Raw genomic sequence first — 24,191 nt, 5'->3', positions numbered from 1 at the left:
CCTGGACGATGCACAGCAGCAACGAGGAACGAGGGCTCCCTCCTGCTCCGACAGTCAGTCCGTGAAGTAGTCGGGGTACTGCTCGCGCAGGGCGACGCCGTAGCGGCGGACGCGGCTCACGTGGTCGCTGAGCAGGCGACGGCCGCCGGTGACGTCGGCGGCTTCGAGGGCGTCGACGATGGCCGTGTGCTCGGCGACCAGGGCGCGGACGGTGTCGGGGTCGGGGAGGCTGAGGCGGCGCAGCCGGTCGAGCTGGAGCTTCATCGGCTGCATGACGGTCCAGACGCCGTGGTAGCCGCTGATCACGAAGATCTGCTCGTGCAGGGCCTCGTCGGCGTCGAAGAATCCGGCGAGGTCCTGTTCCGCCTCGCAGCGGACCTGTTCCGCCAGCAGGGCGCGGCATACGCCCAGGCGGCGGTCCGGAGCGGCGCACGCGACGGCGAAGGCGGAGATCTCCAGGCTTTCGCGGACGAACCGCGCTTCCTCGACGTCGCGCAGGCTGATCTTCGCCACGGTGGTGCCGACTTGGGGGATGACGGTCACCAGTCCGTTGTCCACCAGGCGGGCGATGGCCTCGCGCACCGGGGTCCTGCTCACCTGGAGCCTGGCCGACAGGTCGGTCTCGGACAGCGAGGCGCCGGGCGCGATGCGCAACGTCCTGATCGCCGAGACCAGCTCTTCGTAGACGCGGTCGGAGGTGCGGGCGCGACCGCGGACGACCGGACGCAGCGGGGAGCCGCCGCCGCGCGCTTCCGCTGGGGGGCTGTTCAACGATCGTTCCACCCTCGCAAGATTTTCGGGCCAAACTCCTCGTCAGGATATCGGGATTCGTCCGTCGGGCAGCGGGTCCCGCGCACACCGCGGCCGGCCGGGTCCCGCGACCCGGCCGGCCGTGTGTCTCATCGATGCGACGCGGCGGTCAGCGCTTCGCGCTCTGTGTGCCGGGCGTCACCGTCCACTGGTCGAAGTCGTACGCGACCGACTCGTCGCCGACGGTCGCGGTGAACGTCGAGCCGAGCTTGTCCTGCTGGAGCCACGGCGTGTCGAACAGCTTGAAGCTGTCGTAACCGATCGCCTGGCCGTTGACCAGGCGGGTCGCGCCGGGCGCCTGGGACGCCTTGTCGTAGGTGAGGTCGAGGTCGTCCCCGGCCAGGCTGTGGTAGACGACGCGCGGGGTGGCGTCGTTCACGTGGCTGGTGTCCAGGGCGGTCTGCGTGGTCAGCGCCGTCGCGAAGGCGTCGAGGTCGGCGTACGCGGAGGCGTCGGCCGTCTCCAGCACCCACGCGTTGGTGTCGGCCTGGCTGCGCAGGATGTCGTAGGTGTAGCCGAGCGTCGCGGTCGGGTGGATCTGCGTCGTCGTCTTCACCTTGTTCGACGGGTCGTTGGGCGTCTGGTGGTACCAGGTGCCGGGCTTCGCCAGCTTGAACGCGAAGTACATCGGGCCGGTGCTGACGACCGTCCAGCCGTCCACCTGCTTGCGCTCCACGATCGAACCGTTGTCGGGGAACATCGCGTTGATGTAGTTCGACGTCTGGTCACCCGACGACTTGTAGATGCCCAGCGCCGTCGGACCGTCCTGCATCACCCGGTGGTTGTCGGGCTGGTCGTACGACCCGATCTGCGCGGTGCCCTGGTCGAGCGAGATCCGGAACAGCGGATTCGCCGCGTTGGACTGCCAGCGCAGCACCATCGGCATGTCCTCGATCCAGTTGTCGACCCTGCGGTACTGCGTCTCGGTGGCCAGTCCCCAGGTGGGCCGCACATAGCTGGTGCGGTAGACGTCCATCGCGTTGCCGCTGGAGTTCTGCAGATTCGACTTGTACGCGCTGTACGACTTGTCGGTCATCTGACCGATCTTCACCGCGAGCGGCGGCGGCGTGTAGGACGTGCCGGACCAGGCCAGCATGCCCACGTACTCCAGGTCGGGCCGGTACGCAGACGGCGCGGTGTTGTCCGACTCGCCCACGCCCTGCTGCGCCCGGTGCTCCCCGAAGTACGTCCAGGCGAGGGTCGTGTGGTCCGCGGACCGCCAGGTCGGGTCGTTGGCGGAGGCCAGGTCGCCCTTGGCGCGGCTCTCCGACGAGATCAGGTAGCCGTTGTCCCAGTCGTTCGCCCACTCGAACCACATGACGTCCATGGCCATCTTGACCTCGGAGCGCAACTGCTGGTCGTCGGACCACTGGTAGATCGCGTTCAGACCGACATACGTCATGATCGTGTACTCGGGGCTCTCGTACTCGGCCCAGCCGCGCCGCACCCCGGCCTTGACCATCTCCTCGATGTTGGCCTTGCTGCTCGCCTTGAGCGCCGCCCCGGAGCTGCCGTTGAGGTCGGCCACGTCCGGGAAGTACTGCCCGACCAGATAGCCGGTGACGTACGTGCTCATCCGCAGGTTCTCGGTCTGCGGGAGCTTCTGGTAGCCGTACTTGGCGAAGTACGCGCGCACGTCCTGGAGCATCGCGGGGCTGAACTGGTCACCCGCCATCAGGTACGTGTACATCTTCGCCATGATCTTGTACTGCTCGTAGTCGTAGCCCTGGTAGAGCTTGTCCAGCTTGCCGAGGTTGGCCGCCACGTTCTGGTGGTCCACCACCTGCGCGGTGTACTGCGCCACGTTGATGGGGCCGTCCTCCTCCTTCATGGCCTTCGTCCGGTCCCACAGCCACTGCGTCCGGGTCTGCTGGGTGCCGGGGAACGGGGCGGGAGCCGCGGGTACGTACGTGGCGGTCGTGACGTGCACGGGGGCGCTCAGCGCGCTGACGTGGCCGAACGCGTCCTTCGCGCGCACCGCGAAGTCGTAACCCGTGCTCGGCATCAGGCCGGTGACGACCGCGGAGGTGCTGGAGCCGCTGACCGAGGAGGCCAGGTAGCCGTCGCGGTAGATGTCGTAGCCGCTGACCCCGGTGTCGTCGGTCGAGGCGTTCCACAGCAGCGGGACGCTGTCCGAGGAGGCCGTCCCGGCGTGCAGGGACGTCGGCGTGGTGGGCGGCGCGCTGTCGGACACCGCGCCGGCGTCGTACACACCGACGTTGTCGACATCGATCGCCTCGTCGGTGCCGCCGGTGTCGACGCGTACCTGGAAGCCGAGTTCGACGGTCGTCACGAGCCGCTGGCCGCCGTTGGGCACCACGGTGAAGCGGTACTCGGGGATGTCGCTGTCGTCGACCGTCGCCAGGGCGCCCGACGTGCTCTTGTACGCGGCGGTGCCGGTCAGGCTCACGGCCGGTACGGCGAACCGCGGCACCAGGACGTTGTCGGCGTTGCCGAACTGGATCTCCGCGTAGATGTCCTTGGCGACGGGCTTGCTGCTGGCCGCGGCGCGCTTGAGGTCGAACTTCAGCACGAACTGCTCGGCCGGGCTGCCGACCGGCGCCCCGTAGACGGCGTTGACGCGGCTCACCAGCGAGCCGGTGGAGAACCGGTGGTAGAAGTAGCTGGCGAGGTTGGTCCCCTGGGAGGCGTCGCGCAGTTCGAGCGCGTTGTTCCCGCCGACGCTCACGATCTGCTGGCTGCCCCCGCCCGAGGCGGTGGACATGGTCAGCGGACTGGTGCCGCTGTCCATCGTGGTGTCCATGTCCGCTGCGAGCAGGTTGACCTGTGGGTCGTCGGCGGCGACGGCACCTTGGGACGGTGCCGCGAGGAGCACGATGACGCACGCGGACGCCATGGCTCCGTACAGGACTCTCATTGATCATCCTTTCGTTGGCACTGGTTGACTTGCCGACCGTTGAACCGACCGGTTACTTGACCGACCCCGCGACCAGGCCCTTGCTCCAGAAGGACTGCAAGGACACGAACATGGCGACGACGGGCACGACCGATAGCAGCGCGCCCGTGACGACGGTCGCGTAACCGATCGGATAGCCCTGCATCTCACGCCAGCCGACGAGCCCCACGGTCACGGGCTGGAGCGATCTGTCGGCGAGCATGAGCGAGGGGAGCAGGAAGTTCGTCCAGATCGCGACGAACTGGAACAGGAAGATCGTCACCATCGCGGGCGCCATGATCCGCATCCCCATCACGAAGATGCGGAACTCGCCCGCCCCGTCGATCCGTCCGGCCTCGATCAGCGCGTCCGGGATCGACGACGCGGCGTAGATCCGGCTCAGATACACGCCGAAGGGGCTGACGATGCTGGGGATGAACACCGACCAGAAGGTGTTGATCACGCCGGTGTGGCTGAAGAGCAGATACAGCGGGACGGCGAGTACGGGGGCGGGCAGCAGGACGGCGGCGAGCACCGTGCCGAAGACCGCCTCACGACCGGGGAAGGGGAACTTCGCCAGCGCGTAACCGCACATCGTGGCCAGCAGCGTGGAGACGACGCCGCCGCCGACCGCGTACAGCAGCGAGTTCAGCAACCAGCGGGAGTAGATGCCGCCTTGGGCCTCGAACAGCGTCTGGACGTTGTCCCAGAGGGCGAAGTGCGCGCCGAACCAGAAGCCGTTGCCGGAGAAGAGCTCCCCGCTGCCCTTGGTGGCGGAGACGATCAGCCACCACACCGGGAGCAGGAAGTAGAGGGCGAACAGGCCCATGACGGCCAGCACGAACATCCGCGAGGCCGGGTTCACGGTCGTCAGCGGGCTTCCCGAGGCGCGCTTGGGCCCCGGTCGCGGCTTCGGGGGAGCCGGCGTGGCGGGCGCGGGTGATTCCACGGTGGCGGTCATCAGTCGGTCCTCTTGGCCGACGCGCGGAAGACGGCGACGGAGAGCACACAGATCAGCGCACCGAGCACCACCGACTGCGTGGCCGCGTAGTTGAAGTTGTTGGAGGAGACCGACCGCAGCGTGGCCATGATCGGCGTGTAGGTGGAGGACAGGTTCGGCGCCACGGACTTCATGGTCGCGGGCTCGTTGTAGAGCTGGAACGTGCCGATGATCGAGAAGACCAGGGTCATCAGCAGGGCGGGGCGGATCTGCGGGACCTTGATCAGCCACGCGGCCCGCCACCCCGTGCAGCCGTCCATCGCGGCGGCCTCCATGGTCTCCTCGGGGATCGCCTGGAGCGCCGCGTACAGCAGGATCGTGTTGTAGCCGGTCCACGCCCAGGTGAGGATGTTCGCGATCGAGAACGGGAGCGCGGCGTCGGTGACGAAGCTGGCGTGGACGCCGATCGAGTCGAGCGCGCGGGTGATCGGGCTCAGCGACGGCGCGTACAGGAACGACCAGACCAGTCCCGCGATCACACCGGGCAGCCCGTACGGGACGAAGTAGGCGAGCCGGAAGAACCGGCCGCCCTTGATCGCCGCGGAGTCCAGGAGAAGGGCGAGTACGAGCGCGATGCCGAGCATCACCGGCACCTGGATCACGCCGATGAACGCCACCCGTCCCAGCGAGGCGAGGAAGTCCGCGTCGTGGAACACCTCGACGTAGTTGTCGAAGCCCGCGAAGACGGTCTTCGAGCCGCCGAGCCCGAGGCCGGAGCGCTTCACCGAGAACAGGCTCTGCTCCAGTGAGTACGCGGTGGGGATCAGGTAGACGACGACGAAGAGCAGGAGGAAGGGCAGGACGAACGGCGCGGCCCGGCGGAGCTCGCGTAGTCGGCGCCGTTGAGTCGTCACGGAGGACACGGTCACCTTCTCTCTGAAGGAACGTGGGTGCTGGGGGACTTGTCGGGGTGAGGGCGAGGGCGAGGGCGAGGGCGAGTCGGGGGCGAGGGCAGGGCAGGGCGGCGGCGGGGGCGGCGGATTCGCGGCCCCCGCGCGGCCCTTCTTCCTGGCCCCGGCTAATTGACCGAGAAGCCCTGGGACTTCAGCGCCTTGAGCGTGTCCTTCTGGGCGTTGCCGAGCGCGTTCTCGTACGTGGCCTTCTTCGTGTGCACCTTGCCGAGGCCGTCACCGAGCGTCGTGGCCGAGATCGACATGATCGGCCCCCACATCCAGCCGGAGTTGACCTTGGCCGACTCGGTGCGGAACAACTGGTAGACGGGCTGGCCGCCGTAGTAGCTCTGCGGGGCGTCCAGCGCGGGGTTGGTGAGCCCGGATTTGGACGCGGGCAGGATGGCCGCGGAGGCGATGAGGTTCGACACCGACTCCTTGTCCGTCGACATCCAGGTGGCGAATTCGGTCGCCTCCTTCGGGTGCGAGCAGTCCTTCATCACGGCCGTGGCCGATCCGCCGGAGTTCCCGACCGTGTCCGTACCGGCCCATCGGGGCATCGGCGCGACGGCCCACTTGCCCGCGGAGCCCGAGGCGTTGTCCCGGATCAGGGACGCCGACCAGACGGGACCGACCTCGGCCCAGACCGTCCCCTTGCTCCACGCGGAGTACAGCGCCGCGTCGAAGGCGGGGTACGAGGCGAGCAGCCCCTTGTCGTACAGGCCCTGCCAGTAGTCGCCGACCTTGCGGTTGGCGGCGCTGTCGAACGACACGGACCACGCGTCGTTCTTCACCCCGAACCAGGGGGCGCCGCCCTGCCACGCGAACCCGGCGTAGAGGTAGGGGTCGGTGGGCAGGTTCATGATCCGCGCCGCCGGGTCCGCGGCCTTCACCGCGGCGGCGGCGGCCGTGAACTCGTCCCAGGTCTTGGGCAGCGCGATGTGCGCCTTCTTGAACAGGTCGGCCCGGTAGAACATCGCCATCGGCGCGGTGTCCACCGGTACGCCGTACGCCTTGCCGTCGACGCCGACGTTGCCCCACACCCAGTCGGGGAACTCGCTCCTGCCGTCCTTGACGTATGTGCTGACGTCCTGGAGCACGCCCGCCGCGAGGAAGCTGGAGAACGTCTCGTACCCGACCTGGGCCAGACAGGGCGCCTTGCCCGCCTTGGCGGCGGTGAGCATCTTGTCGTAGCCGCCGGCGCCGCCGTTGGTGATGGCCTCGTACTTCACGTGGACGTCGGGGTGCGTCTTGTTCCAGAGCGCGACGGACTTCTCGTAGCCCGCGGCCCAGCCCCAGAAAGTGATGTCCGCCGGGCCGCCGGTGTCCGCCTTGGCGCTGCCGCTGCCGCTGCCGCTGCCGTTGCCGCCGCCGCATCCGGTCAGCGCGAGGCTGAGCGCGGCGAGGACCGCGGCGGTGGTGAGTCTTGCCCTGCGCATGATCATGGCGACCTCTCGGTTTGCTGCTGTACAGCGCGGTTCGTGTCTTCGTGCCGTGGTGATGGGGGGCGTTGGCGGGGGCGATGAGGGGGCGATGGGGGAGCGGACATACCGCCGCGGACGACACCGGGTAGGCGACCGGGATACTTGCATACAAGAATACTGGCATGCAAGGATTCGGACGTGAATCCTCCCCGACCAGCACGCATCCAGGAGCAGGCACCCCCCGGCCCCGCCGGAGGGCTGTCGCCGATCACCCGGGACCGCACGCGGAACCGCGCCTCCGACCACGTCTACGACGAGTTGGTCTCCGCGATCCGCAGACTGCGGCTCGCCCCCGGCTCCTCCCTGTCGGAGACGGACATCGCGGAACGGCTGCACGTCAGCCGTACGCCCGTCCGGGAGGCCATCGCCCGGCTCGCCGACACCGGCCTCGTCCACGTCGTGCCGCAGGTCGGCACGCAGGTCGGGCTGATCCGGCTACGCGACGTCGAGGAAGCGCGCTTCGTCCGCGAGAGCCTGGAGGTCTCGGCCTTCGAGGCGGCCTGCGGCAATCCGGCACTGGACGTCGGCATCCTCCGCGACCTGCTCGAACAGCAGGAGCACGCCTACCGCACCGCCGACTACGACACGTTCTTCCAGGCCGACGAGGCCCTGCACAGTGCGATCTTCACCCTCAGCGGCCACCCCGGCGCGTGGCAGGTCGTCCAGCGGATGAAGCTGCAACTCGACAGAGTGCGCCGGCTCGCCCAACCCGACACCGCCACGATGCGTGACCTGATCGACGAACACCGGCTGATCGTCGACGCGTTGGAGTCCCGCGACATCGCGGGCGGGCGCGCCCTGATCAGCCGTCACGCCAGACGCGCGCTCGAACGCGTGCCAGGGCTGCGCGCGCAGTATCCGCACTACTTCACGGCGTGACCACGCGCGGCGGCGTACGACCGGGCGCGGGGCGTATGACCGCGCGCGGCAGCGTCGTACGACCGGGCGGGGCAGCGTCGTACGACCACGCGCGGCAGCGTCGTACGACCGGGCGGGGCAGCGTCGTACGACCGCCCCATAACGTGCACGACCGCGCACGACCGCGCACGACAGCCAGGTGCACCGAATCACCGCGACGAAAGGACAACCCCACGTGAACAGGTTCGCCGGACGGACGGTTCTCGTCACAGGCGCCGGTTCCGGCATCGGCCGCGAGATGACGCGCCAGTTCGTGGCGGAGGGGGCGACCGTCTACGCGGCGGACCTCGACCCCGCCGACGTGCCCGACGGCGGCATCCCGCTCACCGTCGACGTCACCGACCCCGACTCCTTCGCCGCGGCCGTCTCCCGGGCGGTGTCGGAGACCGGCGCGCTGCACGTGCTCTGCAACAACGCGGGCCTGGCCTCCAGCACCGACACCCTGGCGTGCAGCGTCGAGGAGTGGGACGCGACCTTCGCGGTCAACACCCGCGGGGTGTTCCTCGGCACCAAACTCGCCCTGCCGCACATGCTCGCCCAGGGCGACGGCGCCATCGTCAACACCGCCTCCGCCGCCGGACTCGTCGGACTGAAGGACCGCGCCGCGTACTGCGCCAGCAAAGGCGCCGTGATCGCCTACAGCCGCCAGGTCGCCGTGCAGTACGCGGGCACCGGCGTGCGCTGCAACTCCGTCTGCCCCGGCACCGTCGACTCCCCGTGGGTGGGCCGCCTGCTCGCCGCGGCCGACGACCCCGGGCAGGCCCGCGCCCAACTCGTCGCCCGGCAGCCGATGGGCCGCCTCGGCACCCCGGCCGAGGTCGCCGCCGCCGCCCTCTACCTCGCCTCCGACGCCGCCGCGTTCATCACCGGCACCGAGCTGGTCATCGACGGCGGGCTGCTCGCCGGCTGACCATCCCTACCACCGAACGGATCACCGTGAAGCTCATGCGTGTCGGCCCACCCGGGGCCGAACGGCCCGTCGCCCTGCTTCCCGACGGCCGCCACCTCGACCTGTCCGCGCTCACCGACGACATCGACGGCGCCTTCCTCGCGGGCGACGGCCCCGACCGGCTGCGCGACGCGATCGAGGCGGGCGGCCTGTCGGCCGTCGACGTCACCGGGCAGCGCGTCGGCCCGCCCGTCGCCCGCCCCGGCGTCGTGCTCTGCGTCGGCATGAACTACGCGGCGCACGCGGCGGAATCGGGCGCCGCACCGCCCCGGGCGCCGGTCGTGTTCTACAAGTCACCGCACTGCGTCGTGGGACCGGACGACGACGTCCTGCTGCCGCGCGGCTCCGCCAAGACGGACTGGGAGGTCGAGCTCGCGATCGTCATCGGACGCCGGGCCCGCTACCTCGACTCGCCCGCCGACGCCCTGGCCCACGTGGCGGGTTACACGATCTCCAACGACGTGTCCGAGCGGGCCCTGCAACTGGAGACCAGCGGCGGCCAGTGGTCGAAGGGCAAGAGCTGCGAGACGTTCAACCCGCTGGGTCCCTGGCTGGTCACCCCGGACGAGATCACGTCCCCCCAGGCCCTTGCCCTGCGCTCCTGGGTCAACGGCGAACCCCGCCAGGCGTCCGGCACCAAGGACATGATCTTCGACGTCGCCACGCTGATCCACGAGCTGAGCCAGTTCACCGTCCTCGAACCGGGCGACGTCATCAACACCGGCACGCCCGAAGGCGTCGCGCTGTCGGGCCGCTTCCCCTACCTCAAGGAGGGCGACACCATGGAGCTGGAGATCGACGGGCTGGGCCGTCAGCGGCAGCGGGTCGGCCGGGCATGACCATACGACTCTCGCTCGGACACATCGACACCTACGACGCGCGGGTGGCGACCTTCGCGCGCCAACTCGGCCTCACCGGCGTCCAGCTCCACACCCCCGACCTGCTGCCCGGCGAGGACGGCTTCTGGAGCGAGTCCGAACTGCGGGCCCTCAAGGACCGTTGCGAGGCCGACGGCCTCGCGATCGACGGCCTGGAGAACGTACCGCTCGCGCACTTCTGGAAGATCCAGCGCGGACTGCCGGGCCGCGACGAGCAGATCGAGAACTACCTCAGAACCATCCGCAACCTCGCCGCCGTCGGCATCGACCTGCTCGGCTACAACTTCCTCGCCACGTACGTCTGGCGCACGGACATGGCGGCGGCGGGCCGCGGCGGCGCCAAGGTCAGCGCCTTCGACCTGGCGGACGTCTCCCGCGGCAACGCGCTCGCCGGATACCGGCTCACCCCCGACCACCCCGTCGACGAGCCGGCCACGGCCGACCGGATGTGGGCCAACCACCAGTACTTCCTCGACGCCGTCCTGCCCGTCGCCGAGGAGGTCGGCGTACGGCTGGCCCTGCACCCCGACGACCCGCCCGTCGACGTGCCGTTGGGCGGCATCGCCCGGATCTTCACCTCGCCCGCCGCCATCGGACGGGCCCGCGACCAGGCGGGCGGCAGCCCGTCCTGGGGCCTGAACCTCTGCCTGGGCACGGTGTCGGAGATGGCGGGCGAGGAGAGCGTCAACGAGGTCATCGACCTGCTGGGGCCGTCCATCTTCTACGTCCACTTCCGGGACGTCCGCGGCACCGTGCCCCGCTTCAGCGAGTGCTTCCTCGGCGAGGGCAACTTCAACCCGGCGCGGGTCATCCGCCGTCTTGAGGACTCCGGATTCGACGGGTTCCTCATCGACGACCACGTCCCGGCGATGATCGGCGACCTCGACACCTGGGGCGACATCTCCTCCGAGGCGTACTGCAGTCGCGGCCGGGCCCACGCGATCGGCTACCTGCAAGGCGTCCTCAACGGCCTCGGGCTCGACCAGCCGGAGGCCCGCCCGCGGGCCGGCCGCTCGGCGACGGTCGGCCGGCAGCCTCAGGCCAGCCAGTAGTACGGCAGGCGCAGCAGGTCGGCGACGCGTGCGGCGACCTCCCGCGCGTGCGGCGGGACGCCCTCGTCGGCGATGCCGCGTATCAGATGCAGATGGAGCGACTGGAGGGTGGCGAAGGTGTTGAACGCCCAGACCGGGACCGCGCCGGGTCCGCCGCCCTCCAGGGCCTTGTGAACGACGGTCAGCCAGTCGGTGGCCTCCTCGACGGTCAGTCCGGGGGCCTGGAGGATACGGGTGAGCGCGCGGGCCAGCCGCGCGTCCTCCAACTGCGCGTAGCGGTAGTCGGTCTGCTCGACCGTCATCCTGCGGGCGCACAGCTCCAGCAGGCCGGTGCGGCGCTCCGGCAGGGCCTTCGCGAACGCGGCGGCGGCGTCGGCGCCGTGTGCCACGGCGTGCAGCCAGCCCAGCGCGTCGTCCCAGCCGCGGGTGTCGCGCTCGGCCGGATACCAGGCCGAGAACCGCGCGTACCAGCGCTCCGCCGCCTCTCGCGGCACGAGCCCGGGCACGGCGTCGCCCCGCGTCAGCACGGAGCAGATGATCAGCGGTGCGAAGGCCCTGGCCTGAACCTCCGGGTGGGTGAGACGGCCGGCCGCGTCGTCCCCGAGCGTTTCGAGGACGGCGTCGAGACGCCCGTCCCTGATCCAGCGGGCAGCGCCGGTATAGGCGTGGTCGTCGCGTGTCCCGGGGTCCGGGGACGTCAGCATGACGGACAGCTCGGCGGCGAGCCGTGGCGCGGGGACGCCCTCGGGGAAGGGGAATCCGTCGGCCGCGACCGACGTCCAGTCGACACGATCGGCGTTCATGGCATCAGGCTATTCCTCGCTCATCGCCACCAGTTTGGTGACCGTGTTCCAGTTGCGGGTGGACGCCGTCAGGCCGAGGCGGCGGTCGGAGAACTGGGCGGCCAGCTTGGAATTGTGCACACCGCCGGGGAAGTGGCCGTAGATCTCGCTCCGTCCGGGACGGAATTCGTCCGGCGCGTACGCCGCCGCGTCGATCGCCGCCAGCTTGTCGAGGGGGACGGGCCCCGACAGGAACGTCACCATGAAGCGCGACGGATTCACCCCGTCCATCGGGAACGGGTTGGCGTCCACGACCCGCCGGAGGTCCGCGCCGGTACGGATCAGGCAGGCGACGGTCAGCCCCAACTCGTCGCTGATCCGCTGCTCCAAATCCGCCGCCAGCCGCCCCGGATCGGCCTGCGCGTGGGTGAAGACGGCGTTGCCGCTCTGGAGGTGGGTGCGGATGTCGGCGGCGCCGATCGAGGCCAGCAGGTCCCTCAGGGTCCGCATGGGCAGCTTGTTCTTGCCGCCGACGTTGATTCCGCGCAGCAGCGCGACGTAGCGGGTATCCGTGTCCGTATCCGGGGTCGTGCTCTTACTAGTGCGGGTGCTGGTCTTGGTCTTGGTGTTGGTTTCGGCGCCAGTGGCCTTGGTCGTCACGATCGCCACGCTAGCGGCCGGCACTGACAATCGGTCGATTCCGGGTGGTGCCGGGGCAAGCGCGGCGTCGCGCGAATCATGCGCGATGTCCCTCGTTCGGAGGACGGTACGGTCGCTGGAACGGTTCGGCAGGCCGGGGCCTGGTTACGTTCGCGCATATGACCAGCATCCATGACAGGCCCGTCGTCACCGAACTGCGGCTGTCGGCCTTCAAATCGCACCGGGGCGCGTCGTTCGGACTCGGGCCGCTCACCCTGCTGTGCGGGGGCAGCGGCACCGGCAAGTCGAGCGTGCTGGAGGCGCTGGCCGCGCTCGGTCGGCTGGCCTGCGGGGACGGGCTCGACGAGGTCTTCGAGTCCGTGGTGCGCGGTGGCGCGGCGGCGTGCGTACCGCAGGACGCGCAGCCCGACCCGCAGGGACGGCGCGGCTTCCGGATCGGCTGCACGGTCACCGGCCCGGTGGGTCCCGTGCGGCTCGACGTCGCCGTCCAGGCGGAGCCCACGCTGCGGATCGTCGGCGAGCGGCTGACCGGCGCGGGCGAGACGCTGCTGACGACGGCGCTGCGCGACCCGGAACGCCCCACGGTGCAGGCCGCCTGGCACACCGCGGGCCTGGTCGCCGTCACCCGCGCGCCGCTGCCCGACGACCGCCTCGCCACGGCCCTGTTGCCGCTGCGCGTCGCCGGACGCACCGACGGGCAGCGCCTGGTGCTGGCCGCCGCGGAACAGGTCGTCGTGGCGCTGCGCGGGGTCTTCCCGATCGCACCGCGCCCCGAGCTGATGCGCGGCCCCGTCCCGGTCGGCGACGGACGGCTGCGCGCCTCCTGCGACAATCTGTCCGCCGTCCTGGCCAGGACGGAAGGCGAGTGCGGCACCCGGCACGCGGCGCTGGTCAACGCGGTGCGCGCGGTGTGCAGTCCGCCGGTGGAGGGGATCACGGCGCTGGCGGCGGGCGCCGCCGCGAGCACGGGCGCAGGCGGGCGTACGTGCGCCGGTCCGCGTACCGGTGCCGGTACGGCGGAGGGCGCCCGCGCGGGCGGCGGGTCGGTGGCGGAAACGGCGCGTGCGGTGGACGCCGTGATCGCCGCGGTGGACCGAGGCCCGCTCGGCCTGGTCCCGGTGGACCGCCTCGGCGACGGCGAACTCCGCTTCCTCGCGCTGGCGTTGGTGCTGCTCACCGGCCCCGGAGTGCTGGACGTCGACACGAGTACGGAGCTGCTGCCCGCCAGTCAGGTGCTGACCGTGCTGGGCGACGGCCTCGACCACGGACTGGACCGTCGTCAACTGAGCGAACTGCTGCGGCTGGCGGGCCCGGCCGCGGAACGCGGGCACATCCGGCTGCTGGGCACCGTCCAGGACGCGAGCTTCGCGGAGGGGATCGGCGGTGTCTCGGTCACCGCGCTCGGGGTCCCGAGGCCACGCCGCCGCGAGGATGCGGTAGACCAGTCGGGGTGACCGAAGAAACCGACGCACCCGATCTCGCGGCGCTCCAGCACCGCCTCGCCTCCTTCGCCGCGGCCCGGAACTGGCAGCCGTTCCACACGCCCAAGAACCTCGCCGCCGCGCTGAGCGTCGAGGCCGCGGAGCTGCTGGAGATCTTCCAGTGGCTCACCCCGGAACAGGCGGCGGAGGTGATGGCGGACGACGGGACCGCGCACCGGGTCCGCGACGAGGTCGCGGACGTGCTGGCGTACCTGCTGCAATTCTGCGAAGTGCTCGGCATCGACGTGCTGGCCGCGCTGGCGGCGAAGATCGACCGCAACGAGCTGCGGTTCCCGCGGGCCGATCCCTCGTCCGGGTGACGAGGTTTTCCACAGGCGCGGAGTTGTCCACAGATCTCCCGAGGGGCCTTTCCGCACCCGCGAAACTCTGTCACTCTGAGTAACGGCGAAGGGATCGCCGCAGGACAGAGGGGGGTGCGGGACATGGACGCAGCGCGACTGGTGGCCCAGGCGGAGCGCGTGATGAGCCGGTCGCCGCAGCCGGACGACGTCATCGCGGAGGCATGGCAGGCGTTCGAGCTGACCGAGGCCGTGGGACGGCTGCTCACCGCCGATCACGAGCGGCCGGTGGTCCGCGCCGGGCCGGGGCCGGTGGTGGGCGCGTCAGGCGGCGACCCGCCGCGGGCCGCACGGCTGACCGGGGTGCGCGACCCGCACGGCACGCTGCGGGCCCTGCGCACGCTGCTCGGCGAGATCGGCCTGTCGCTGGTCGCCATCACCTGCACGGCGGAGGACGAGGCGGCGTACTGGAACTGCATCGAAGCACTGGACGCGGTGGACGAGGCCAAGGACCGCGTGCGCGCGCTGACCCGGGAGGTGGACCGTTGACGGAGATCGCCGTGATGGGGGCAGGATGGAGGAATGGATCTGCGAATCTTCACCGAGCCCCAGCAAGGTGCCGAGTACGACACCCTGCTCACCGTCGCGAAGGCGACCGAAGACCTGGAATTCGACGCCTTCTTCCGCTCCGACCATTACCTGAAGATGGGCGACGGGACCGGACTGCCGGGACCCACGGACGCGTGGATCACCCTGGCCGGACTCGCCCGCGAGACCAGCCGGATCAGGCTCGGCACCCTGATGACGGCCGGCACCTTCCGGCTCCCCGGTGTGCTGGCGATCCAGGTCGCCCAGGTGGACCGGATGTCGGGCGGACGGGTCGAGTTCGGCCTCGGCGCGGGCTGGTTCGAGGAGGAGCACACGGCGTACGGCATCCCCTTCCCGAAGGAGAAGTTCGCCCGCCTTGAGGAGCAACTGGCCATCGTCACCGGCCTGTGGGAGACCCCGGTCGGCAAGACCTTCGACTACGACGGGACGTTCTACCAGCTCAAGGACTCGCCCGCGCTGCCCAAGCCCGCGCAGGCGAAGGTCCCGGTGCTGATCGGCGGCATGGGCGCCAAGCGGACACCGGAACTGGCGGCGCGCTACGCGACCGAGTTCAACATCCCGTTCGCCTCGGTCGAGGACAGCGGGCTCCAGATCGGCCGGGTGCGCGCGGCGGCGGAGGCGGCCGGGCGCGGCCCCGACGACCTGGTGTACTCCAACGCCCTGGTGGCCTGTGTCGGCAAGGACGACGCCGAGGTGGCCCGCCGGGCCGCCGCGATCGGCCGGGAGGTGGACGAACTGAAGGCGAACGGGCTGGCGGGCACGCCCGCCGAGGTCGTCGACCGGATCGGGCAGTTCGCGGAGCAGGGCTCCACCCGCTTCTACCTCCAGATTCTCGACCTGTCCGACCTCGACCACCTGGAGCTGATCTCGTCCCAGGTCAGGACCCAGGTGGGCTGAGGCCGCGATGTCCATGACCCCGCCCGCACCGCTCTTCCCGGCCGCCGCCGGGAGGGCACTGGTCCTGGACGGCGGGCTGTCCAACCAACTCGCCGACCAGGGCTGCGACCTGTCGGACCCGCTCTGGTCCGCCCGGCTGCTCGCCGACGCCTCGGAGCAGATCGAGGCCGCGCACACCGCCTATGTGCGGGCGGGCGCCCGGGTGCTGATCACCTCCAGCTACCAGGCCACCTACGAGGGGTTCGCCCGGCGCGGCATCGGGCGGGCCGAGGCGTCCGCGCTGCTGACCCGCAGCGTGGAGCTGGCCCGGCGGGCGGGCGCGGGCCGGACCGACGTGCGGGTGGCGGCGTCGGTCGGGCCGTACGGGGCGATGCTCGCGGACGGCAGCGAGTACCGCGGGCGGTACGGGCTGAGCGTGCGGGAGCTGGAGCGCTTCCACCGGCCGCGGATCGAGACCCTGGCGGCGGCCGGTCCCGACGTCCTGGCCCTGGAGACGGTGCCGGACACCGACGAGGCCGAGGCCATGCTGCGGGCGGCCGAGGGGACCGGCGTGCCGGTCTGGCTCTCCTACACCGTCGATGGCGACCGTACCCGGGCCGGGCAGCCCCTGGCGGACGCCTTCGCGGTGGCCGCGGGCCGCGACGAGGTGATCGCGGTGGGCGTCAACTGCTGCGCGCCCGCCGACGCGGACCATGCGGTGGAGGCGGCGGCGACGGTCACCGGCAAGCCCGTCGTCGTCTACCCCAACAGCGGCGAGCACTGGGACGCCGGCCTCCGCCGCTGGGACGGCGCCGCCACCTTCTCCCCGGCCCGCGTGACCGCCTGGGAACGGTCGGGCGCCCGCCTGATCGGCGGCTGCTGCCGAGTGGGCCCGGCCCGGATCAGCGCCCTGTCGAAGGTGCTGGGCGGCGGCTAGGGCCGGGAAAATCCCCTGGTCGGGGGGCGGCCGGAAGAGAATACTCGGTGAGGTGTTCCTGACGATCTCCACCACCGGCACCGCGGCTGCCCCGGCTACTGACCTGGGGTTTCTGCTGCACAAGCACCCGGAGAAGGCGCAGACCTTCTCCACCTCCTACGGCAACGCGCACGTCTTCTATCCCGAGGCGTCGGTCGAGCGGACCACCGCCGCGCTGCTGTTGGAGATCGATCCGCCCGCGCTGGCGCGCCGGGGGAAGGGCAAGGGCAAAGGCCGGGGCGGCGCGCCCGACTCCGCGCTCGCGCAGTATGTGAACGACCGGCCCTACGCGGCCTCGTCGCTGCTCGCGGTGGCGCTGCGTACCGTCTTCTCCAGCGCGCTGCGCGGCGAGTGCCGCTCGATGCCGGAGCGGGCGGCGGCGCCGCTGCCGCTGCGGATCGAGGTGCCGGTGCTGCCCGCCCGCGGCGGCCCCGCGCTGGTGGCCGGGCTGTTCGAGCCGCTGGGCTGGCGGGTGGAGGCCGAGCCGGTGGCGCTGGACACGCGGTTCCCCGAGTGGGGCGACTCGCGGTACGTACGGCTGGTGCTCGAAGGGGAGTTGCGGTTGGCGGACGCGCTGCGGCAGATCTATGTGCTGCTGCCGGTGCTCGACGACGCCAAGCACTACTGGGTGTCGGCGGACGAGGTGGACAAGCTGCTGCGGTTCGGCGAGGGGTGGCTGGAGGAGCACCCGGAGCAGAAGCTGATCACCAGCCGCTATCTGGCGCGGCGCTGGGCGCTGACCCGGCAGGCGATGGAGCGGCTTGAGCTGGCCCGGCTGGCGGACGCCGACGACATCGAGGTCGAGGCCATCGACAACGCGGTCGAGGACACCGTGGGCCCGGACGGCGAGGAGGCGGAGGAGCGGCCGACGCCGCTGGCCGTTCAGCGGCGCGAGGCGATCCTCGGGGCGCTGCGCGACGCCGGGGCCACGCGCGTGCTCGACCTGGGCTGCGGGCAGGGCCAGTTGGTGGGCGCGCTGCTGAAGGACGTGCGGTACACGGAGATCGTCGGCGTCGACGTATCGGTGCGGGCGCTCGGCAGCGCGGCGCGGCGGCTGCGCCTGGACCGGTTGAGCGAACGGCAGGCGGCGCGGGTCACGCTGTTCCAGGGCTCGTTGGCGTACACCGACGCGCGGCTCAAGGGTTACGACGCGGCCGTGCTCAGCGAGGTCGTCGAACACCTCGACCTGCCGCGGCTGCCCGCCCTGGAGTACGCGGTGTTCGGCTCCGCCCGGCCGCGGACCGTGGTCGTGACGACGCCGAACGTCGAGTACAACGTGCGGTGGGAGTCGCTGCCCGCGGGCCATGTCCGGCACGCCGACCACCGTTTCGAGTGGAGCCGCGAGGAGTTCCGCGGCTGGGCGACGACGGTCGCCGCCCGGCACGGCTACGACGTCGCCTTCACCCCCGTCGGCCCCGACGACCCCGAGGTCGGGCCGCCCACCCAGATGGCGGTCTTCACGATCGCCGCGCCCACGACCGACACCCGTCACACGACCACTTCCACGAACACGACCACTTCCACGAACACGACCACTTCCACGAACACGACCACGACCGCGACCACGACCACCGGCAAGGAGGCGGCGGCATGACCGCACCGCGCACGCTGCCCGTCACCGACCTGTCCCTCGTCGTCCTGATCGGCGCCACCGGCTCCGGCAAGTCCACCTTCGCCGCACGGCACTTCAAGCCCACCGAGGTCATCTCCTCCGACTTCTGCCGCGGCCTGGTCAGCGACGACGAGAACGACCAGAGCGTCAGCGCCGACGCCTTCGACGTCCTGCACTACATCGCGGGCAAGCGGCTCGCGGCGGGCCGCCGCACCGTCGTGGACGCCACGAACGTGCAGGCGGAGAGCCGCAGGGAGTTGATCAAGCTGGCCCGCGAGTACGACGTGCTGCCGATCGCCGTCGTCCTCGACGTACCCGAGCAGGTCTGCGTCGCGCGCAACGCCGAGCGCCCCGACCGGGCCTCGCTGCCGCGCCACGTCGTGCAGCGGCACCAGCGCGAACTGCGCCGCTCGCTGCGGGGCCTGGAGCGCGAGGGCTTCCGCAAGGTGCACGTCCTGCGCGGCACCGAGGAGATCGACTCCGCCGAGATCGTCACCGAGCGCCGTTACAACGACCTGGCGCACCTCACCGGGCCGTTCGACATCATCGGCGACATCCACGGGTGCAGTTCCGAACTGGAGACGCTGCTGGCCGAGTTGGGCTACGCCGACGGCACGCACCCCGAGGGGCGCACCGCCGTCTTCGTCGGCGACCTCGTCGACCGCGGCCCGGACAGCCCCGGTGTGCTGCGCCGCGTCATGGGCATGGTCGAGGCGGGCACCGCGCTGTGCGTGCCCGGCAACCACGAGAACAAGCTCGGCCGCTACCTCAAGGGCCGCCAGGTGCAGCAGACCCACGGACTGGCCGAGACCATCGAGCAGCTGGAGCGCGAGGACGCCCGCGACCCGGAGTTCCGCAAGCGGGTCGCGGCCTTCATCGACGGTCTGATCAGCCACTACGTGCTGGACGGCGGCAAGCTGGTGGTCTGCCACGCGGGTCTGCCCGAGAAGTACCACGGCCGCACCTCGGGCCGGGTCCGCTCGCACGCGCTGTACGGCGACACGACCGGCGAGACCGACGAGTTCGGCCTGCCCGTGCGCTACCCGTGGGCCGAGGACTACCGCGGGCGCGCCGCCGTGGTCTACGGCCACACCCCGGTCCCGAACACGTCCTGGATCAACAACACCATCTGCCTCGACACCGGGGCGGTCTTCGGCGGCAAGATGACCGCGCTGCGCTGGCCCGAGCGCGAGATCGTGGACGTACCGGCCGAGCGGGTCTGGTACGAGCCGGCCAAGCCGCTCGTGGTCGAGGCGCCCGGTGGCCATGACGGGCGCCCGCTCGACCTCGCCGACGTCACCGGGCGGCGGATCGTGGAGACCGGGCAGATGGGACGGCTCGCCGTCCGCGAGGAGAACGCGGCGGCGGCCCTTGAGGTGATGAGCCGCTTCGCCGTCGACCCGCGCCTGCTCGCCTACCTGCCGCCGACGATGTCGCCCTGCGCGACCTCGCGGCAGGAGGGCTGGCTGGAGCACCCGGCGGACGCCTTCGCCGACTACCGCGAGAGCGGTGTCGCCCAGGTCGTCTGCGAGGAGAAGCACATGGGCTCCCGCGCGGTCGTCCTGGTCTGCCGTGACGAGGCCGCCGCGCGGAAGCGCTTCGACGCGCCCGAGGGCACGACCGGCGCGGTGCACACCCGTACCGGGCGGCCGTTCTTCGACGACGGGGCCGTCACCGAGGAGGTGCTGGCCCGGCTGCGCGCGGCCGTCACGGCGGCCGGACTGTGGGACGAGCTGTCCACGGACTGGCTGCTGCTCGACGCCGAGCTGCTGCCCTGGTCGCTGAAGGCGTCCGGCCTGCTGCGCAAGCAGTACGCGGCCGTCGGCGCCGCGGGCGGCGCGGTCTTCCCCGCCGCCCTGAGCGCGCTCGAAGCCGCGGCGGCTCGCGGCACCGACGTCGCGGACCTGCTGGGCAGACAGCGCGAACGGGCGTCGGACGCGGCGGCGTTCACCGACGCCTACCGCCGGTACTGCTGGACCACCGACGGGCTCGACGGCGTACGGCTGGCGCCGTTCCAGCTCCTCGCCGTCCAGGGCCGCAGCCTCGCCGCGCTCCCGCACGACGAGCAGTTGGCGCTCATCGACCGGCTGGTCGAGGCCGACCCCACCGGGCTGCTCAGGACCACCGGGCGGCTGCTGGTCGACACCACGGACGAGGAGTCGGTCGCGGCCGGAGTGCGCTGGTGGCTCGAACTGACCGGCGCGGGCGGCGAAGGCATGGTCGTCAAGCCGCTCGCCGCGCTGGTCCGCACCGAGAAGGGGCGGCTGGTGCAGCCGGGCATCAAGTGCCGCGGCCGGGAGTATCTGCGGATCATCTACGGTCCCGAGTACACCCGTCCGGAGCACCTGGAGCGGCTGCGGTCCCGTTTCCTCGGCCACAAACGCTCGCTCGCCCTGCGGGAGTACGCGCTCGGCCTGGAGGCGCTGGACCGGCTGGCGGCCGGCGAACCGCTCTGGCGCGTCCACGAGGCGGTCTTCGCCGTACTGGCGTTGGAGTCGGAGCCGGTCGACCCCCGGCTGTGACGCCGTGAGCTGTGCCCGTCGAACGGTCGGGCCGCCCACACCCCTCCGGTGGGCGGTCCGACCGGGCTCGATCCCCGTGTGCCGAACCGGTCCTACCCCAGCAGCCGCAGCGCCGTCGCCGACCGGCCGAGGCGTACGGTCTGACCCCAGGTCAGCTCCAGCGCGTCGGACTCCATGCCGTCGCCGAAGGCGACCAGACGGTCGGACTCGACGGTCAGCCGGAGCCGGTCGGCCGCGGCCAGCACGCCCGCGACCTGCGAAGTGCCGGTCGCGGGGGAGGGCCAGGCCTCGCGGACGAACCACAGCAGCCGCGGCTCCGTGGGACCCGGCAGCGGAAGGCCGCTGCCGCGTTCCTGCCACAGCGACCGCAGCCAACCCGTGGCACCCGTGCCTGTACCCACCAGAACGCCCGATGACGCCTGGGCTTCCGCGGGCGCGGCGTCGTCGTCGGGACCGAGCCGGTAGCGGGCGGTCTGGTGTCCCGGCGGTCCGAGGTAGATCTCGTTGAGCGCCAGCAGCCGCTGTGTGTCGTCGGCGACGGCCTCCACCATGGTCAGTTCGTCGGCCCGGCCGCCGCGCGCGGCGGAGTCGAGCAGCTTGCCCGCGTCGCCCGCCCGGTGCCGGACGAGCACGCCCGGATTACGGCCGGGGTCGGTGTCGATCCCCACCACCGGCTGCCCCGACAGGTACTTGGCGGCGTTGGCGACCAGCCCGTCCTGGCCGATCACCACGACCACGTCCTCCGGCGCGAAGAGGAAGCGGTCCAGATCGGCCCGCTCCACCCGCGCCTGCCGCCACCGCAACGGCACCGCCGCGGCCACCTCGGCGAGCGCGGCCCGCCCGCGCTGATGGCGTTCGCGCACCTCCTGGATGCTCCGGCCGCGCGAGGAGAGGAAGAACGCCGCCTGGCCGTGGGTGCCGTGCCGGGCCAGTAACTCCTCGTACTCGCTGACCCGGTGCACCAGCACCGCGCGCGGGGCGAGGCTCACCGCCGCTCACCACCGGAGCCCGGGACCGCGCCGCCGCCGCTGGGGCGCCCGAGCCGTTCCACCAGGCCGGTGAGCATGTCGGGGGTGAGCGTGAGGCTGTCGATCCGCGGCAGATTCTCCGCGACCCGGTTGAGCGCCAGCGCGTGCAGCGTCGCCGGATCCACGTCGCCGTGCACCCGCAGCCACCCGGCCTGTGCCTCGGCGCGCGCCGTACCCGCCTCGCGCGCCGCCTCGGCCTTCGCGCGGGCGAGGCGGACGAGCCGGGCGGCCTCGGCCTCGGCGCGCACGGCGTCGGCCGCCGCGTTCTCCTCCGCCTCGCGGCGCGCGTTCGTGCCGTGCTGCTCGACCAACTGCTCCTCGCGCCGGGCCAGTTCGATCCGGCTGGCCAACTCGTTCTCGGCGATGGCCCGTTCGCGCTCGACGGCGACGGCCCGCCGCTCGTACGTGGCCCGGTCCGCCTCCTGCTGGATCTGCTCGCGCGCGGGCGTCCGCAGCGCGCGCTCCACCTCGGGCTCCGGCCGGATCGCCACCACGCGTACGGCGACGACCTCGATGCCGGTGGTGGCCAGTCGCGGCTCGTCGGCGAGCCCGTCGGCGATCCGCTGCCGTACCGCCGCCACGCCATCGACCAGCGCGGACGCCAGCGCGGTACGGGCCAGGACGTCGAGCGCGTGCTGCTGGGCGGTCTCGGTGAGCAGGGTGGCGAGCTGTTCCAGCGGGGCGCCGCGCCAGATCCCGGTGTCGGGGTCGATGGAGAAGTCCAGGCGCTCGGCTGCGGTGGCCGGGGCGCTGATCCGGTACGTCACGGTCGACTGCACGCTGACGTCCTGGAAGTCGGAGGTCCTGGCATGGAAGGACATCGCCAACTCGCGGTCGTCGACCGGCACTTCGGAGAGGGCCGCGGTCAGTGACCGGTACCAGAAGCTGAGGCCGGGCCCGTCGTGCACGAGCGCGCCGCGCGAGTGGTGGCAGATGTGCGCGGTGGGCGCCGAACGCAGATGGCGCCAGCCGAAGCGCCTGGTGATGTCGGCCATGGTGGGCCCCTCCTTCTCGTCAGTGCGACGATATCGAGCGATCCTCTTATCGTCAAGAGGACGAGATGGGGAGTTCGGCGTACCCGCCGGGGTGCGCTGGCGCGGGCTGACGGGGCGCGCGCGGCGCGTCCTGCCGCCGGGGCGCGTGAATCGCGGGCGCGGTGGTCAGGATGGAGGCATGGGATTCCACGTCGACTCCGAGACCGGGCGGCTGCGCCGCGTCATACTGCACCGCCCCGACCTCGAACTGAAGCGCCTGACCCCCAGCAACAAGGACGCGCTGCTCTTCGACGACGTCCTGTGGGTGCGCAGGGCCCGCGCCGAGCACGACGGCTTCGCGGACGTGCTGCGCGACCGGGGCGTCGAGGTCCACCTCTTCGGCGACCTGCTGCGCGAGTCGATGCTGGTGCCCGAGGCCAAGAAGCTGGTCCTCGACCGGGTCTTCGACGCCAAGGAGTACGGACCGCTGGCCACGCCCCATCTGCGGGAGGCGTTCGACCGGTTGGGCGTCGTGGAGCTGACCGAGGCGCTGATCGGCGGCATGACCAAGCGCGAATTCCTGGAGCGCTTCGCCGAACCCGTCTCCGTCCGCTTCCACGCCATGGACCTGGACGACTTCCTGCTCGCCCCGCTGCCCAACCACATCTTCACCCGCGACACCTCGGCCTGGGTCTACGACGGCGTCAGCATCAACGCCATGCGGTGGCCCGCCCGGCAGCGCGAGACGGTGCACTTCGAGGCGATCTACCGGCACCATCCGCTGTTCTCCGGCGGCGGCTTCCACGTCTGGTCCGAGGGGCAGGCCGACTACCCGTCCACCATCGAGGGCGGCGACGTCCTGGTCATCGGCAGCGGCGCCGTGCTGATCGGGATGAGCGAGCGCACCACCCCGCAGGCCGTGGAGATGCTGGCGCAGGGGCTGTTCGAGGCCGGCTCCGCGCAGACCATCGTGGCCCTGGACATGCCCAAGCGGCGGGCCTTCATGCACCTCGACACGGTGATGACGATGGTCGACGGCGACACGTTCACGCAGTACGCGGGGCTGGGGATGCTGCCCTCGTACACCATCGAGCCGGGCTCGGGCGCGGGCGACCTCAAGGTCACCGACCACTCGCCCGAGCACATGCACCGGGCCATCGCGGCGGCCCTCGGCCTGGACTCCATCGACGTGCTCACCGCGACGCAGGACGTGCACGCCGCCGAGCGCGAGCAGTGGGACGACGGCTGCAACGTCCTGGCCGTGGAGCCGGGCGTGGTCGTCGCCTACGAGCGCAACGCGACCACCAACACGTTTCTGCGCAAGCGCGGCGTCGAGGTGATCGAGATCCCGGGCAGCGAGCTGGGCCGGGGCCGGGGCGGCCCGCGCTGCATGAGCTGCCCGATCGAGCGGGACGCGGTCTGAACGCCCGACCGGAGCTGAGGGGCGGCCCGAACGCCTGGTCGGAGGCGGGGCGGGGTCTGAACGCCTGATCTC

General features: G+C 71.5%; 21 protein-coding genes. 12 read left to right on the top strand and 9 right to left on the bottom strand.

The window, feature by feature from the left end:
- Positions 1–54: 54 nt before the first annotated feature.
- The 5 genes from ACFZAM_RS23205 to ACFZAM_RS23185 form a co-directional block, all read right to left on the bottom strand.
- Positions 55–771, bottom strand: coding sequence for an FCD domain-containing protein (locus ACFZAM_RS23205; protein WP_391048870.1), 717 nt, complete (start codon positions 769–771; stop codon positions 55–57).
- Positions 772–919: 148 nt separating this feature from the next.
- Positions 920–3,688: a fibronectin type III domain-containing protein gene (locus ACFZAM_RS23200; RefSeq protein WP_391048868.1), complete on the bottom strand. Its 2,769-nt coding sequence runs from the start codon at positions 3,686–3,688 to the stop codon at positions 920–922.
- A gap of 52 nt (positions 3,689–3,740) precedes the next feature.
- Positions 3,741–4,667, bottom strand: coding sequence for a carbohydrate ABC transporter permease (locus ACFZAM_RS23195; RefSeq protein ID WP_355338524.1), 927 nt, complete (start codon positions 4,665–4,667; stop codon positions 3,741–3,743).
- Positions 4,667–5,560 (bottom strand): sugar ABC transporter permease, encoded by an 894-nt coding sequence (locus tag ACFZAM_RS23190; RefSeq protein ID WP_355338527.1) that lies wholly within the window; start codon positions 5,558–5,560, stop codon positions 4,667–4,669. The genes ACFZAM_RS23195 and ACFZAM_RS23190 overlap by 1 nt, the downstream gene beginning before the upstream one ends.
- A 164-nt stretch (positions 5,561–5,724) precedes the next feature.
- A complete protein-coding gene (locus tag ACFZAM_RS23185) occupies positions 5,725–7,035 on the bottom strand; it encodes an extracellular solute-binding protein (RefSeq protein WP_391048864.1) in 1,311 nt (436 codons plus the stop codon).
- A 183-nt stretch (positions 7,036–7,218) separates the two neighbouring features.
- Between ACFZAM_RS23185 and ACFZAM_RS23180 the strand changes: the two genes are divergently transcribed.
- The 4 genes from ACFZAM_RS23180 (at position 7,219) to ACFZAM_RS23165 (ending at position 10,877) form a co-directional block, all read left to right on the top strand.
- Positions 7,219–7,959: a GntR family transcriptional regulator gene (locus ACFZAM_RS23180; RefSeq protein WP_355338533.1), complete on the top strand. Its 741-nt coding sequence runs from the start codon at positions 7,219–7,221 to the stop codon at positions 7,957–7,959.
- A gap of 214 nt (positions 7,960–8,173) precedes the next feature.
- Positions 8,174–8,908, top strand: coding sequence for an SDR family oxidoreductase (locus ACFZAM_RS23175; protein ID WP_391048861.1), 735 nt, complete (start codon positions 8,174–8,176; stop codon positions 8,906–8,908).
- A 26-nt stretch (positions 8,909–8,934) separates the two neighbouring features.
- Positions 8,935–9,786 (top strand): fumarylacetoacetate hydrolase family protein, encoded by an 852-nt coding sequence (locus ACFZAM_RS23170; RefSeq protein ID WP_391048860.1) that lies wholly within the window; start codon positions 8,935–8,937, stop codon positions 9,784–9,786.
- Positions 9,783–10,877 carry a mannonate dehydratase gene (locus tag ACFZAM_RS23165; protein WP_355338542.1) on the top strand — a complete coding sequence of 365 codons (1,095 nt, stop codon included), beginning with the start codon at positions 9,783–9,785 and terminating at the stop codon, positions 10,875–10,877. Before ACFZAM_RS23170 ends, ACFZAM_RS23165 begins: the two co-directional genes overlap by 4 nt.
- Here the strand turns inward: ACFZAM_RS23165 and ACFZAM_RS23160 are convergent.
- A complete protein-coding gene (locus ACFZAM_RS23160; protein ID WP_355338545.1) occupies positions 10,862–11,680 on the bottom strand; it encodes a DUF2785 domain-containing protein in 819 nt (272 codons plus the stop codon). The genes ACFZAM_RS23165 and ACFZAM_RS23160 overlap by 16 nt on opposite strands.
- 9 nt (positions 11,681–11,689) lie before the next feature.
- Positions 11,690–12,319 (bottom strand): DUF1697 domain-containing protein, encoded by a 630-nt coding sequence (locus ACFZAM_RS23155; RefSeq protein WP_391048857.1) that lies wholly within the window; start codon positions 12,317–12,319, stop codon positions 11,690–11,692.
- Positions 12,320–12,477: 158 nt separating this feature from the next.
- Here ACFZAM_RS23155 and ACFZAM_RS23150 point away from each other — a divergent pair, with 158 nt between their 5' ends.
- The 7 genes from ACFZAM_RS23150 to ACFZAM_RS23120 all read left to right on the top strand — a co-directional run bounded on the left by ACFZAM_RS23150 (position 12,478) and on the right by ACFZAM_RS23120 (position 20,694).
- Complete coding sequence (locus ACFZAM_RS23150; protein WP_355338550.1) at positions 12,478–13,773, top strand: ATP-binding protein; 1,296 nt, start codon at positions 12,478–12,480, stop codon at positions 13,771–13,773.
- Positions 13,770–14,120, top strand: coding sequence for a MazG-like family protein (locus ACFZAM_RS23145; RefSeq protein ID WP_391048853.1), 351 nt, complete (start codon positions 13,770–13,772; stop codon positions 14,118–14,120). Before ACFZAM_RS23150 ends, ACFZAM_RS23145 begins: the two co-directional genes overlap by 4 nt.
- 123 nt (positions 14,121–14,243) lie before the next feature.
- Complete coding sequence (locus ACFZAM_RS23140) at positions 14,244–14,648, top strand: DUF6099 family protein (RefSeq protein ID WP_391048850.1); 405 nt, start codon at positions 14,244–14,246, stop codon at positions 14,646–14,648.
- A gap of 33 nt (positions 14,649–14,681) precedes the next feature.
- Complete coding sequence (locus tag ACFZAM_RS23135; protein ID WP_391048848.1) at positions 14,682–15,605, top strand: TIGR03560 family F420-dependent LLM class oxidoreductase; 924 nt, start codon at positions 14,682–14,684, stop codon at positions 15,603–15,605.
- A gap of 7 nt (positions 15,606–15,612) precedes the next feature.
- On the top strand, positions 15,613–16,521 hold the full coding sequence (mmuM, locus tag ACFZAM_RS23130) for a homocysteine S-methyltransferase (RefSeq protein WP_391048846.1): 909 nt from the start codon (positions 15,613–15,615) through the stop codon (positions 16,519–16,521).
- A gap of 52 nt (positions 16,522–16,573) precedes the next feature.
- Positions 16,574–18,154 (top strand): 3' terminal RNA ribose 2'-O-methyltransferase Hen1, encoded by a 1,581-nt coding sequence (locus ACFZAM_RS23125; protein ID WP_391048843.1) that lies wholly within the window; start codon positions 16,574–16,576, stop codon positions 18,152–18,154.
- Entirely contained in the window at positions 18,151–20,694 is a 2,544-nt protein-coding gene (locus tag ACFZAM_RS23120; protein WP_391048840.1) for a polynucleotide kinase-phosphatase, read from the top strand. Before ACFZAM_RS23125 ends, ACFZAM_RS23120 begins: the two co-directional genes overlap by 4 nt.
- Positions 20,695–20,786: 92 nt before the next feature.
- On the opposite strand, the gene ACFZAM_RS23115 is transcribed toward ACFZAM_RS23120, so the two are convergent.
- Together ACFZAM_RS23115 and ACFZAM_RS23110 are read right to left on the bottom strand one after the other, a co-directional pair.
- Positions 20,787–21,683, bottom strand: coding sequence for a hypothetical protein (locus ACFZAM_RS23115; protein ID WP_391048839.1), 897 nt, complete (start codon positions 21,681–21,683; stop codon positions 20,787–20,789).
- Positions 21,680–22,717 (bottom strand): SPFH domain-containing protein, encoded by a 1,038-nt coding sequence (locus tag ACFZAM_RS23110; protein ID WP_355338571.1) that lies wholly within the window; start codon positions 22,715–22,717, stop codon positions 21,680–21,682. The genes ACFZAM_RS23115 and ACFZAM_RS23110 overlap by 4 nt, the downstream gene beginning before the upstream one ends.
- 178 nt (positions 22,718–22,895) lie before the next feature.
- On the opposite strand from ACFZAM_RS23110, the gene ACFZAM_RS23105 reads away from it, so the two are divergent.
- A complete protein-coding gene (locus tag ACFZAM_RS23105) occupies positions 22,896–24,119 on the top strand; it encodes an arginine deiminase (RefSeq protein ID WP_355338574.1) in 1,224 nt (407 codons plus the stop codon).
- Positions 24,120–24,191 lie beyond the last annotated feature (72 nt).

This window comes from Streptomyces sp. NPDC008079, assembly GCF_042957385.1.
Taxonomy (GTDB): Bacteria; Actinomycetota; Actinomycetes; order Streptomycetales; family Streptomycetaceae; genus Actinacidiphila.
The sequence above is the reverse complement of the archived record's forward strand: the minus strand, read 5'-3'. Positions and strand labels throughout refer to the sequence as shown.